Genomic DNA, 13,634 nt, shown 5'->3' on the forward strand with positions numbered 1-13,634 from the left:
TGCCCGTCAATGCTCTGGGTATGCCAACCGAAGGCTTTCCACTTATCCTCAATAGGATAGGGACCCGATATCTCATCGACTGTCCCTCCACTCTGGTAGTTGTTGTTGTCTATGAATACCGTCAGGTTTGCTGCCTTCTGATGGCTTGCAGCCATTGCTGCTTCCCAGAGCATTCCTTCCCCAAGCTCACCATCCCCGGTGATTACATACACCCGATTTGCTTGCTTCTGGATTCGAGCGGCCAAGGCCATGCCCAGTCCAATCGAGACTCCGTTTCCAAGCGAGCCCGTGGTTGCATCAAGCCCCTTGGTCTTTGGTGCATAGGGATGTCCCTGCAACTTGGAATGTAGGTATCGCAGGGTATACAGATCGTCCACCGGGAAATAACCCCGCCTGGCGAGGGCAGCATACAATACAGGACAAGCGTGTCCCTTGGAGAGTACAAAGCGATCGCGATCGCTTTTCCCTGGGTTTGACGGATCAATATTCATCACCTCAAAGTAGAGGGCGGTAATAATATCTGCAACTGAAAAACTCGGACTGGGATGGCCATCCTTTGTTCGGTAAACCATCTCAACGACATCCCTCCTAAGCTGCAAAGACATCGCATGCAAAGCTTCAAGATCCATGGGTTCCTCCTTCTACAACAGTCCCTTGATCTGCTCAATACCCAGGCGAGGACTGCTGAGCACCGTCTTGCCGGTAAGCTCGGCAAGCGGCTTCTCCATTCTTGCCATCGAGCCCTGGGCAAGAAGAATCACATCACAGGAATCAGCCACCCGTTTTGCCGTCTCTGCAATCAGCCGGTCATGGGTTTCTGCGTCCCCTGCAGTAATGGCTGGGAAGGCCCCCTCGGCCAATGCACTGATGGTCCTGATTGGTTTCCCTGCCTCCTGTGCACATCTTTCCAATAATCGGATGGTTGGATCCAAGGTGGTGGGAAGGGTTGCCAGGACGGCGATTGAATCAGTGAGCTCTATCGCCCGGCGAGCCATCGGCTCATCAATTCGAATGATCGGGATGGGAAAAAACTCCCTTGCACCATATACTGCATCCCCGATTGAGGAACACGTGTTGAGGATCAGCTCAGCACCCGATGCACAAGCAATCTCATAGTAGCCATAAAGCCGTCTCTTCACAGCCTTGGTCATTCCCCCCGCCTCGATGATGTCAGCGATCATGCTGTCATCGAGTATGTTCATTATCTTGTAATCACCAAGGGTCTCTTTCATCAGATCCGACAGTGGTTTTACCAAGGCAGCTCCAGTATAGATTGCTGCAATCGTGTGTTCAGCCATGAATACTCCTCCCAATTCCTATAACATCATACATCATACATATGAAGAATAAAACGCATTTTTCAATCTGTCAAGAAACAATCAGGCAGACTTCTTGGGGATTAAAATTCAGGACCCCTGAAAGGAGTCCTGATATAATCTGTGAATGGGGAGTATTGGTTAATAGGGACCACGGATATGCTGTGCCACCTTTTCCTGATAGAACTTCTCCAATTTCTTATGCAGCTCAGCTGAGAGAGGGGGAAGATCGGAAATTGCTGCATTGTCCAGCACCTGTGATGGCCTGCTGGCACCAGGAATTACCACAGAGACAGCATCAAAGTCGAGAATCCAACGCAGTGCCATCTGGGCAAGAGTCATTCCCTCCGGCTTCATTGCCTTGAGCTCTTCAGCAAGTTCAACTCCCTTTTCAAAAGGAACACCTGCAAACGTCTCACCAACATTGAAAGCAGCCCCATCGCGATTGAAGTTACGGTGGTCGCTCTCATCAAAGGTGGTATTTTTCGTCATCTTTCCCGAGAGCAGTCCACTTGCCAAAGGGACACGGGCAATGATGGAAACCTCTTTTTCCTTGGCCTTACCGAAGAGGTCGGTGATCAGTTTCTGTCGGAATATATTGAAGATTACCTGCAGAGAAGCAATTCCCTCCTCTTTCAGACAGATCAATCCCTCTTCCACAGACTCAACACTTGCCCCGAAGTCGGCAATCTTTCCTTGCTTTTTCAGGTCCCTCAGGACATCAAAGACAGCCCCATCGGCCAGGACATCCCGGGGAATACAGTGCAACTGGATCAAATCCAAGCGCTCTACCCCCAAACGGGAAAGGGATGCATCGGTGTGGCGGATCATTGCCTCAGGAGTGAAATTCCCAGGCCAACCCGGATCTCCACCACGTCCCAATTTGGTAGCAACAAAGAAGGAGTCTCGTTGGGATTTAAGAAATTTCCCAATGAACTTTTCGCTCCTCCCATCTCCATATACGTCAGCGGTATCGAAAAAGGTGATACCCGCATCAGAGGCGGTCTGGAGGATTTTCATGGCAGTCTCATCCTCAACGGTACCCCATGAACCACCAATCTGCCAGGTTCCCAATCCAACCTCGGAAACCATGGTCTTATTCGTACCAAACGGTCTTTTCTTCATACTTGATCCTCCATTTTTTGTGTATCTCTCTTCATTCTAGGAAGCGCTCATACAAAAAGCAAGGAATTCCTGCCTTAGAGCTGAGAGAGGAATGCATCCCATAAGGCATCTTGCGGGGGGTCGGCAACAATGGTTATCTCTTCCTTGCGTACCGGATGAACAAAGGTGATGGACCTTGCATGGAGGCAAATCCCCCCATCGGGGTTGGAACGGGGAAAACCATACTTGAGGTCCCCCTTGATATGCAGGCCAATTGCAGCAAGCTGTGCCCTGATCTGGTGATGTCTGCCGGTATGCAGCAATACCTCAAGGAGGAAGTAGGTTTTACTCGCAGCGATAAGACGGTAGTCCATCTTTGCAAGCTTCCCTTTCTGTCTCTCCACAGGAAGCGCTACACTCTTGTTCGCCTTGGTATCGCGGATGATGTAGTGAAGCAAGGTACCCTCTGTATCGTTGGGGACCTTATCCACAATCGCCCAGTAGGTCTTCTTCACGGTATTGCCCTTGAAGAGCTCATTCATCCTGACCAGGGCCTTTTCAGTCTTGGCAAAAATCACCAAACCACTGGTTGGCCGGTCCAAGCGATGGGGGATGCCCAGATAGACATTCCCCTTCTTTTCATAGGTTACCTTCAGGTATTCCTTGACAAGGTCCGCCAGTGTTTTATCTCCGGTCTTGTCTCCTTGTACCAACTCACCACCACGCTTGTTCACCACGATCAAGTGGTTGTCCTCATACAGGATCCGGCCTTCCAGTAGCTCCATTATTCCCTCTCCATCTCATCATCGAAGAGCGACGGTTCCTTCTGGTCTTCGTGTACCACTTCCTTTACTGCCCTGAGCCGTATGGAAGCCACTTCCTTGACAGCCAGGCGAACCCCGTTTGCCTTTACCCCTTTAGGTTTGTAATCGGAGAAGTAGAACTTCTCCTCCAGAATCCTGATCCCCGGTTTTTTCTTATAGGTAAGGGTCATCTCAGCATTCTCGAAGGTGGACAACTTGACGATCTTGAAGTTCCCTTCCGGTACCAGTGGGTAGAGCTTCTTCAGCTGGTAGCTCACAATCTGGCACCGCTTGATGAAGAGATACTTGTAGGTTTTCTCCTGGTAAATGACCGTAAAGACAATCTTGGCAAGCTCGTCCTTGTCAGCGAGCCCACAATAGAGCATCCCCTTCCCGACAAACTCCTTCTCGGGTGCATCTATCACCTGATAGTTCCCGTCCTTGCGGATTACCAGGATGCGGTCAAAGGGACTGACGTCGAACAGGGTGTTTCCTTTCTTTACATCATAGCCAAGGTACCCGGCGACGGCATCGTAGCGAAGGGGCAGATTGCGCTCAGCAACCTCTTTCACATCGACCATATCAAACTTCTTGATCGTACTCTTGCGCTTATGCTCCTCATCGGACATGAGCGCTTTCAACTCTGCAATGAACGAGAGCGCATAACCGGTAAGATCTGCAAGCTTCTTCTCAATATCTGCAAGCTGATTGTTGATTGACTCAATTTCCTGATGGTTCTTCTCAATGTCAAACAAGCTGATGCGTCGGATGGGGATCTTGAGCAGACGTTCAACATCCTCACCATCAAGCGGGCGGAGCAGCTCTTCAGCAAACGGCTTGAACCCACTGACAACAGCCTTGTTCACATCCTCAGCACTCCTTTTCTGTTCGATGCGCTTGTAGATCCGCTCTTCAACAAAGATTCTTTCCAGGGTCCGGTAATGGAGCTTGTCCAACAGATGTCCCTTCTCCAGCTTCAACTCTGCTTCAAGGACCTCAACCAAGTGATGAGCATGGAAATCCAGTATCGCATGCACCCCCATGATGGTCGGGGTATTATCCCTGATCACAAGTGGATTGACGGAGAGCTTGGTCTCACATGCCGTATAGGCATACAAGGCATCCACAATTTCCTTTGCATAGGTGTTTCGGGCGAGACTGATCTCGATGTTCACCTTCTCGGCGGTATAGTCGGTAATCGAGCTGATCTTCAGCTTCCCTTTCTTGGCTGCATCCTCGACCGAGCGGATCATCATCTCACTGGTGGTCCCATAGGGGAGTTCCTCAATGATTATTCGTTTTGGATCCTTGGTGTTCAGTTTTGCCCTGATGGAGACTGAACCCCGTCCATCGTTATAGTCATCGACATCAACGATGCCTCCCCCAGGGAAATCTGGATAAAGTTCGTATGACTCTCCCCGCAAGGAGGCCGCCATTGCGTCAAACACCTCAATCGGGTTATGGGGAAGGATATAGGTACTCATGCCTACAGCAATACCACTAACCCCTTGTATGAGGACTACAGGAATCTTGGCAGGGAATGCTACAGGTTCCTTGTTCCTTCCATCATAGGATTCCACAAACTCGGTAAGCTCAGGATTATACAACACCTTCTTGGCAAACGGGAGGAGACGGCATTCGATGTATCGAGCCGCAGCAGCCCTGTCCCCGGTCAAGATATTTCCGTAGTTACCCTGTCGCTCGATAAACAAGTCACAGTTGGCAAGATTTACCAAGGCTTCGTAGATGGAAGAGTCCCCATGCGGGTGGTAACGCATCGCCCACCCGACTACGTTTGCTACCTTGTGAAACTTGCCGTCATCCATCTCAAAGAGCGTATGGATGATTCTCCTCTGTACAGGTTTGAACCCATCCACCAGATCGGGGATTGCCCGCTCCTTGATGACATAGCTTGCGTATTCCAGGAAGTTCTCTTTGAAAATTGCGTGTGCCTGGGTCATCAGATCAGATTCTCCATAATGAATTCGCGTCTTTCAGGGGTATTGTTGCCCATATAGAACTCCATGGTTTTATGCATCTCATTCATACCAGCAATGGAGACAGGAAGCAGACGCATATCCTCCCCGATGAATTGGCCGAACTCCTTCGGGTCTATCTCACCAAGCCCTTTGAACCTGGTCACCTCAGCATTCCTTATCTGGCTTGTGGCGTGGTTCCGTTCCTTCTCGCTGTAACAGTATACCGTCTGTGTCTTGTTCCGTACACGGAACAAGGGAGTCTCCAGGATATAGAGCCGACCGGAGAGCACCAGATCCTCAAAATAGGTCAGAAAATAGGTCATCAACAGGTTACGGATATGGAAGCCATCAGTGTCGGCATCGGTAGCAATGATCACTTTTCCGTACCGTAGTCCTTCCACTCCGTTCTCTATGCCAAGTGCCACCATCATATTATAGAGCTCAGCGTTCTTGTATATTTCCGTTTTCTTCTTCCCAAACACGTTGACTATCTTTCCCCTGAGGCTGAATACCGCCTGGGTCATGACATCACGTGTCTTGGTGATGGTACCGCTGGCACTATCTCCCTCGGTGAGGAAGATCATGGAGTTCTCACACGCTTCCTGGTGTGCATTGCTCTGCCCCAGGTGATACTTGCAATCCTTGAGCTTGGGGATATTCAGGCTGACCTTCTTGGCCGACTCCCTTGCACCCTTCTTTACCTCATTCAGCTCTTTGCGAAGTTTCTCGTTGTTGAGGATCTTCTGGTTGATTTTCTCCGCTTCTGCAGTGTTTTTCAACAGGAAGTCGACAATGGCGTCCTTTACTTCATTGACAATCCAGGTCCTGATTTCGGTATTGCTGAGTTTGTTCTTCGTCTGGGATTCAAATACCGGTTCCTTGATCTTGACAGCAATGGCGCCAACCACCCCTTCCCGCACATCCTGTGGGGCCCAGTTCTTCTTGAAGTATTCGTTTATACCTTTGAGAATACCTTCCTTGAAGGCACTCTGATGGGTTCCCCCATCGGTGGTATGCTGGCCATTCACATAGGAGAAGTAGTTCTCACCATAAGAACCGGTCACATGGGTCAAGGCAAACTCAAGCTGCTTGCTCTGGTAGTGGATGATCGAGTAGAGATTTTCCACGCCCACCTCTTTATCCAGAAGGTCGTACAGTCCATTGGATGATTTATAGGCGCGATTATTGTAATTGATTGTGAGTCCTGTATTCAGATAGGCATAGCTCCAGATCCTGGAGATGACAAAATCCTCATTATAGGAGTACTCACCAAACAGTTCCGGGTCAGGGGTGAAGAGTACTTCAGTACCATCGGCTTCCTCTGTCTCGCCACTCTTTTCTCTGACCAGCACGCCTTTCTCGAAGATAGCCGTGCTGTATTTACCTTCACGATAGCTGGTGACCTGGAAATGTGAGGAGAGGGCATTCACTGCCTTGGTACCAACACCATTGAGGCCAACAGAGAACTGGAAGACATCATCACTATACTTTGCACCGGTATTGATGATTGAGACACAGTCAACCACTTTCCCGAGGGGAATGCCGCGTCCGAAGTCTCTCACCGACACCTCGCTCTCTTTCAGGCGGATGACGATACGGCTTCCATAGCCCATGATGAACTCGTCGATACTGTTATCCACCACCTCCTTGAGAAGGATGTAGATACCATCATCGACATGGGTACCGTTTCCCAACCGCCCGATATACATACCGGGACGTTTTCGAATATGTTCCAACGCGCTGAGCGTAAGGATTTTCGATTCATCATATGTTGTCTTCGCCATGACTGTGCATTATAACAGAATTCTATAATGATGGCAAAATAGTCGACAGAATAAATCTCTTGCAGGATGACAGGTCAGTGCACTACCCTATGGATATGAACAGCATCCTCTTGGTTTACCTTGGCATCTCTTTTACCCACCTCAGCTTCCGCTCGGAAGGATACCAATTTCTTGGAGATTTGACAAAAGTTCTGTTGATGCCAACCTTGATGCTATTTCTCATGCAACAGGGGAACTATCCCCTGCTTCTTGCTGCACTTCTCTTTGCCACCATCGCTGATGCACTGTTGAACAAGGGCCATCAAGGAAGCCATTTCTTCTGGGGTATGGCAAGTTTTGCAGTGTGCCATATCTTCTACGGCATCCACGTCCTATCGTTGGGTGTGGACTGGATTCTCACAGCCATTGCTTTTGCAGGACTCATGATTCCCTACAGCCTGTTGTATCGCCTGATAGGGAAGCAGAAGGGTGCTGCCAAATACCTCGCATATGCAATGCTGCTCTTCATGCTAGCTTCCCTGTTGACCGGCCTTGCCTCGCTGCTCTGCATCATGGGAATAGTGCTGTTCATAATAAGCGATACCATGATCGGATTGGATAGCCTAGAAATAAGACACATAAGCAATACCAGTGAGATGGGAAGTTATATACTGGCCCAACTCTTGCTGGTTCTTGGATTCACCGCTCTGTAGGAGAACATAATGAAACCTCATCACACACACCAAACTCGCCAGCCCCTCCATAAGAAAAAGGAAGGACTGGCTGCCGGATCCCTTGTCTTTGTGGGAGACGGGCAACCCGAAGCGACCAGAATTCACACTCACCTCTACTCAGCAGGTTCGTATGAGGTGGCAGAAGGGTTTGTGCTACCGAAAGAGAACCAACGTTGCTGGGTGCAAATCAGTGGACTGTCCAATATCATGTCCATCGTCGAGGTTGCAAAGGCATTTTCCCTTTCCACCCTCAGCCTTGAGGATGTATTCTCCACCGATCAACGCCTGAAACTCGACAGCTATGAGCAGTATCTTGCCGTTACCCTGAGAATTCTTCCCACGGAAACCACCGAAGACCAACAGCTCTCCCTCTTCCTTGGGAAGCATTGGGTGCTCTCCATCACAGAGTATGCAAGTGAGGTATTCCTCCCTGCCATACGTCAGTTGGAAGATCCGCAGACCAAATTGCAGGGAGGAGACAGCAGCGTCCTCTTCCACACACTCATCGACCGGGTCGTCGACCAATACCTGGTGCGAGCTGATGAACTGGAGAATGAGACCGATGAACTGGAACAGCTTGTGATTACCTCGCCGAGTTCCACTGATGCACCTACCATCCATAAGCATAAGGCGAAGATTCTCTCGCTGAGGAGGATGACCAGCCCCCTGAAAGATATCCTCGCCACCATGATCAGAGTGGAACACCCGTATCTGGATAAGAATACCAAGATATTGCTCACCGACATCCAAGACCATGCTCTCTGGCTTGCTGAAGAGTGTGAGATGCTCAGGGAAACAGTCAGCAGTGTCATGGAAGTCTATCTCTCCAGCCTCGATACAAAAATGAACTCCATCATGAAAGTACTGACAATTATCAGCACCATATTCATCCCCTTGACCTTTCTGACCGGTCTCTACGGAATGAATTTCTCATACATACCACTGGCAAACTATAGATGGGGTTTCTACGGGATGTTGGTGTGTTGTATGCTGGTGGTCTTTGCGATGGCATACTATTTCTGGAGGAAACACTGGTGGTAACATCCCCTCTCTCCCACATATCCATCTTATCAAGGAAATGGATATGCCCACCAATTGATCGATGCCACGGTGGTCCATATCAAGCAACGTGGCTTCACCTCCTTCTTGCTGGAAGTCATCGATACGAATGAAAGAGCAAAATCGCTTTACCTGCGTCACGGATTTTCCATCACCAGAAGCCTGCTTTGCTATCAAATCAAGAAAGAGATGCTGGATGGCACGTCCTCTGTACAGTTGCAGAAACAGGAGAACATCAGTATCCCAGCTGGCAGAACAGCGATGCATGTATCAGCCGTGGGGGATTTACCGCCTATGATATTGTGCATGACGCTGTCAAACACGGGGTTATTTGCTTCAATCCCACTAAAGGTTCAATAGCCCAAATCTATATAGAGCCACAATACAGAAGACAAGGATTTGCCAAAAAGGCCATCATTACAGCAAAAAACTGTATAGAAACCCCAACACTGGGAATCCTGAATGTCTCCAGCGATTATGAAGTACTTGGTTGTGTATTGACCCACATGGGATTCTCCCTTCTCCTTACCCAGAGCGAGATGATCTACACCCTATAAACCAAGGCATCTGGTTAGAGAAACCTTTTTCCCTCCTCCCAGGGCTATTCCACTTGTCTGGTGGGTGAAACTGTTGCTATACTGATTCCATTATGGAAGACCCGTTACCTAGTATGGGGTGCTCAATTGAACACCCGTTTTGTTTGTCAGTGGCTGGGAGGTGTACATGCACGTACAACTAACCGCCATCATCATCCTGTTGATCCTCTCTGGAGTCTTTTCTGCCACAGAGACGGCATTTACCTCACTCTCCTTTGTGCAACTAAAAATTCTGGAAAACCGCAAGAAACGTGCAGCTAAATTGGTGTATAAACTCAGCCAGAAGCCTGAAGAGCTCATCACGACCGTCCTGGTGGGAAACAATGTAGTGAATATCACGGTATCGTCCCTGGTCACCACGTTCTCCATCGAGTTCTTTTCCAGTCAGCCAGTTGGGTATGCTACCGGTTTGCTTACCCTGGTTATTCTTATTTTCGGCGAGATCACGCCGAAGCAATTGGCGCTCACCCATAACATGAAAATTGCTGTCTTCATGGCATATCCATTGCGTTTCCTCGAGGTGGTCATGTTTCCTGTGGTCTGGTTGCTCAGGCATTTCTCTGCGATTATCACCAGGCTCTTTGCCTCCCACGCTGAACCGACCATCACCACTGAAGGGGTGATGCACATGGTTGATGCAGCCGAGGATGTCGGTTTGGTGGACCGGTATGAATCGGATCTCATGCAGCGGGCAATCCATTTCAGCGAAACCCAGGTAAGAACCATCATGACCCACAGGACCAATGTATTCTGCATCAGTGACGAGCTCACCATCCGTGATGCATTCCCCTCCATAGTGAAAGCGGGATTCAGTCGTATCCCTGTTTTTCATGGAAGCCCGGAGAACATCATCGGTATTGTACTGGTTCGAGACATCCTTCGCACGCAACTGAAAAAGCAGATGGGACGCCCGATCTCTTCCATTATCCGCGAACCAATTTTTGTCCCAGAACAAATGCATCTTGATGATGTCTTTTTCCGCTTCAAGAAAGCCAAGCTCCAGCAAGCGATCGTTCTGGATGAGTATGGTGGGTTCAGCGGTGTGGTCACCATGGAGGATGTAGCCGAGCAACTGTTTGGAGAGCTCTATGATGAGCATGAACGGAGGTATCCTGACCGTATCGTGGAGAGGGAGAAAAACCCGGGCACGTTCCTTGTTATGGCAGATACACCGTTCCAGCAACTGGTGGATGAACTGGACCTCGATACCGATGCATGCAAGCAGAAAACCAGTACGGTTGCTGCATACCTGCTTGACCAGATCGGGAACATACCCGATCAGGGGGATGTGGTACAGTCACAGCTCGGGACCTTCAGAATCATCTCCATGAAGGGAAACAGGATGGAAGCAGTGGAATTTTCCCCCACTGTGGATGATGGAACCCTCTGAGAAATGCTTTCATACGTTGACTGAACAGCACTCCAAAGGTATGATTGCTTCCATGAGCAAATATCCCTTCAGTGAAATTGAGACAAAATGGCAAAAATACTGGGAAGACAACCAGAGTTTTGCCGTAACCGAGGACGAGAGCGTACCAGAAGATAAGCGTGTGTACGTTTTGGACATGTTCCCCTACCCATCCGGGGCAGGGTTGCACGTGGGACACCCAGAGGGGTACACCGCAACCGACATCTACTGCCGTTACCTCCGTATGAATGGCTACAACGTCCTGCATCCGATGGGATTCGACTCATTCGGGTTGCCTGCTGAGAACTATGCGATAAAGACAGGCACCCATCCCAAGGTAACCACAGAGAAGAACATCGAGAACTTCCGAAAGCAGATCAAACGCCTGGGTTTCAGCTACGACTGGAACCGGGAAATCTCCACCCATACAAGTGAATACTACCGCTGGACGCAGTGGATTTTCCTCCAGCTCTACAAGCAAGGACTGGCCTATGAGTCCCACACCCCGATCAACTGGTGTGACAACTGCAAGACCGGCTTGGCTAATGAAGAAGTGAAGGACGGAAAGTGTGAACGTTGCGGAACCACAGTTGTACGGAAAAGCATCCGCCAGTGGGTGCTCAAGATTACTGAATATGCAGACAGGCTGCTCGCTGACCTGGACAGTGTAAACTGGCCCGAGTCAGTGAAGCTCATGCAGCAAAACTGGATTGGAAGAAGTGAGGGAGCCTCAGTCGTCTTCCAGATTGATGGGATGGATGACAGCCTTGAGGTATATACCACCCGCCCCGACACCCTCTTTGGAGCCACCTACATGGTTGTTGCTCCAGAACACCCCTTGGTAGAAAAACTTACCAGCGTGGAACAAAAGAGTGCGGTGGAGGAGTACCTTGAGGCGACTGCCAGAAAGAGTGATCTCGAGCGTACCGACCTGGCAAAGGACAAGACCGGTGTTTTCAGTGGCAGTTATGCAATCAACCCGGTAAATGGCAAGAAAATCCCCATCTGGATTGCTGACTACGTATTGATCAGCTACGGCACTGGAGCCATCATGGCGGTTCCCGCCCACGATAAGCGTGACTGGGAGTTTGCTAAGAAATTCAATCTTCCGATCATTGAAGTACTTAAAAGTGATGTCGATGTCCAGGAAGAAGCATGGACTGAGGATGGAATCCACGTAAACAGTGACTTCCTCGACGGCCTCAACAAAGAAGACGCCATCAACACAATGATTGCCTGGCTGGAAGAGAGGGAATTGGGTACCAAGTCCGTAAATTACAAGTTACGTGACTGGATTTTCAGTCGTCAGCGGTACTGGGGAGAACCGATCCCCTTGGTACACTGCCCAAATTGTGGAACGGTCCCCATTCCAGAGGATCAGCTACCACTGCTGCTGCCCGAGGTGTCCAGCTATGAACCAAGCGGCACCGGTGAAAGCCCGCTTGCCAAAATTGAAAGTTGGGTAGAAACCACCTGCCCGGTTTGCGGTGCAGCAGCAAAAAGAGAAACCAATACCATGCCCCAGTGGGCAGGTTCCTGCTGGTATTACCTGCGCTATCTTGATCCAAACAATGACAAAGAGTTTGTGAGCAAGGAAAAGGAACAGTATTGGATGCCGGTTGATCTCTACGTCGGTGGAGCAGAGCATGCAGTGCTGCACCTGCTCTATGCCCGCTTCTGGCACAAGGTACTCTTTGACCTCGGATTGGTTTCCACCAGTGAGCCCTTCAAACGGTTGGTAAATCAGGGAATGATTACCAGCTACGCCTACCAGAGGCCGGACAAGAGCCTTGTCCCAACCGATATGGTGGAAGAAGTCGAGACCGACGTCTTTGTCGAGAAGGAGACTGGGCAGAAACTCGAGCGGGTCATTGCCAAGATGTCCAAGAGCCTGAAGAACGTCATCAATCCTGATGAGATCATCCAGGAATATGGAGCCGACTCCATGCGCATGTATGAGATGTTCATGGGCCCCCTTGAGGTTTCAAAACCATGGGCAACCACAGGTCTGAACGGTATCTACCGATTCCTGGACAGGGTTTGGAGACTCTATGAGGAAAGACCCATCACTGATGATGAGCCATCCAAGGAATTGAACAAGACCCTGCATAAAACCATCAAGAAGGTAACCCACGATACGGCAACATTGAACTTCAATACGGCCATCAGCCAGATGATGGTGTTGGTCAACGAGCTGTACAAGGTTGATGAGTTCCCCCGTGTGGTAGCAGAGACCTTGGTAAAACTCCTTGGCCCGTATGTCCCGCACATTGCTGAGGAACTCTGGGAGAAACTCGGCAACAAGGAGAGTCTCACCAAGGTGAGTTGGCCTACCTTTGAGGAGAAGCTGACCATCGATGAGGAGATTGAGATGGTGTTCCAAGTCAACGGAAAGGTCCGAGACAAACAGACTGTTTCCAAAGGCATGGACAAGGCATCAGCGCTTGCTATGGCCAAAGAGAGTGAGAAGATCCAGCAGTGGATTGAAGGAAAGACCATCGTCAAGGAGATTGTGGTCCCAGATAAGTTGGTGAATATTGTAGTTCGCTAGCATGACAGGAGACTTCAAGTCTCCTGTTTTTTACAGCTCGACAGAAAGATCAAGAACAATGGTACTTGTCAGATGCGTTTCCTCTTCCCGCAATGGACGAGAGAGAATGGCTTTTAGCGAACAGAGCCTGTAGGTCCTTCTCTGTTGATTGCTTGCCTCGTATTCAGCACAAAAGCCACCATTGAATTGCCTGCCATCTTCTCTGACCATCTGATACAGCACTGAATGAGTACCATCAGTGAGAGGGGAGTAGGTTATTGAGACACTTCCCCTTCCACGGTGTTTTGCCTGAACGTACAATTCGGCGATAGGCACTTCCTG

Annotated in this window: 12 protein-coding genes and 1 pseudogene; 6 read left to right on the forward strand and 7 right to left on the reverse strand. The window is 49.6% G+C overall.

What is annotated here, in order from left to right; translation table 11 throughout:
- From AB7S66_RS07580 to AB7S66_RS07605, 6 genes are all read right to left on the reverse strand, one after another.
- Positions 1-629 (reverse strand): transketolase (locus AB7S66_RS07580; RefSeq protein ID WP_428518840.1); only part of this gene is annotated, 629 nt, incomplete at its 3' end.
- Between the two features lie 12 nt (positions 630-641).
- Positions 642-1,298 carry an aspartate/glutamate racemase family protein gene (locus tag AB7S66_RS07585; RefSeq protein ID WP_428518841.1) on the reverse strand — a complete coding sequence of 219 codons (657 nt, stop codon included), beginning with the start codon at positions 1,296-1,298 and terminating at the stop codon, positions 642-644.
- A 159-nt stretch (positions 1,299-1,457) separates the two neighbouring features.
- Positions 1,458-2,441: an aldo/keto reductase gene (locus tag AB7S66_RS07590; RefSeq protein WP_428518842.1), complete on the reverse strand. Its 984-nt coding sequence runs from the start codon at positions 2,439-2,441 to the stop codon at positions 1,458-1,460.
- A 74-nt stretch (positions 2,442-2,515) separates the two neighbouring features.
- A complete protein-coding gene (locus tag AB7S66_RS07595) occupies positions 2,516-3,205 on the reverse strand; it encodes an RluA family pseudouridine synthase (protein ID WP_428518843.1) in 690 nt (229 codons plus the stop codon).
- Entirely contained in the window at positions 3,205-5,184 is a 1,980-nt protein-coding gene (locus AB7S66_RS07600; RefSeq protein WP_428518844.1) for a DNA topoisomerase IV subunit A, read from the reverse strand. The genes AB7S66_RS07595 and AB7S66_RS07600 overlap by 1 nt, the downstream gene beginning before the upstream one ends.
- Complete coding sequence (locus AB7S66_RS07605; RefSeq protein ID WP_428518845.1) at positions 5,184-6,986, reverse strand: DNA topoisomerase IV subunit B; 1,803 nt, start codon at positions 6,984-6,986, stop codon at positions 5,184-5,186. The genes AB7S66_RS07600 and AB7S66_RS07605 overlap by 1 nt, the downstream gene beginning before the upstream one ends.
- 95 nt (positions 6,987-7,081) lie before the next feature.
- Here AB7S66_RS07605 and AB7S66_RS07610 point away from each other — a divergent pair, with 95 nt between their 5' ends.
- The 6 genes and pseudogenes from AB7S66_RS07610 (at position 7,082) to leuS (ending at position 13,313) form a co-directional block, all read left to right on the forward strand.
- Positions 7,082-7,678, forward strand: coding sequence for a lysoplasmalogenase family protein (locus tag AB7S66_RS07610; RefSeq protein ID WP_428518846.1), 597 nt, complete (start codon positions 7,082-7,084; stop codon positions 7,676-7,678).
- Positions 7,679-7,687: 9 nt separating this feature from the next.
- On the forward strand, positions 7,688-8,740 hold the full coding sequence (gene corA / locus AB7S66_RS07615) for a magnesium/cobalt transporter CorA (protein ID WP_428518847.1): 1,053 nt from the start codon (positions 7,688-7,690) through the stop codon (positions 8,738-8,740).
- Between the two features lie 27 nt (positions 8,741-8,767).
- Positions 8,768-8,899: pseudogene (locus AB7S66_RS07620) on the forward strand (GNAT family N-acetyltransferase); the annotation flags it as partial.
- A gap of 26 nt (positions 8,900-8,925) precedes the next feature.
- Positions 8,926-9,315, forward strand: coding sequence for a hypothetical protein (locus AB7S66_RS07625; RefSeq protein WP_428518848.1), 390 nt, complete (start codon positions 8,926-8,928; stop codon positions 9,313-9,315).
- Between the two features lie 166 nt (positions 9,316-9,481).
- Positions 9,482-10,744, forward strand: coding sequence for a hemolysin family protein (locus tag AB7S66_RS07630; RefSeq protein ID WP_428518849.1), 1,263 nt, complete (start codon positions 9,482-9,484; stop codon positions 10,742-10,744).
- A 52-nt stretch (positions 10,745-10,796) separates the two neighbouring features.
- Complete coding sequence (leuS, locus tag AB7S66_RS07635; protein ID WP_428518850.1) at positions 10,797-13,313, forward strand: leucine--tRNA ligase; 2,517 nt, start codon at positions 10,797-10,799, stop codon at positions 13,311-13,313.
- Positions 13,314-13,343: 30 nt separating this feature from the next.
- Here leuS and AB7S66_RS07640 read toward each other — a convergent pair.
- Positions 13,344-13,634: hypothetical protein (locus AB7S66_RS07640; RefSeq protein WP_428518851.1), on the reverse strand; the 291-nt coding region annotated here is incomplete at its 5' end.

This window comes from Sphaerochaeta sp. (assembly GCF_050178175.1).
Lineage (GTDB): Bacteria > Spirochaetota > Spirochaetia > Sphaerochaetales > Sphaerochaetaceae > Sphaerochaeta.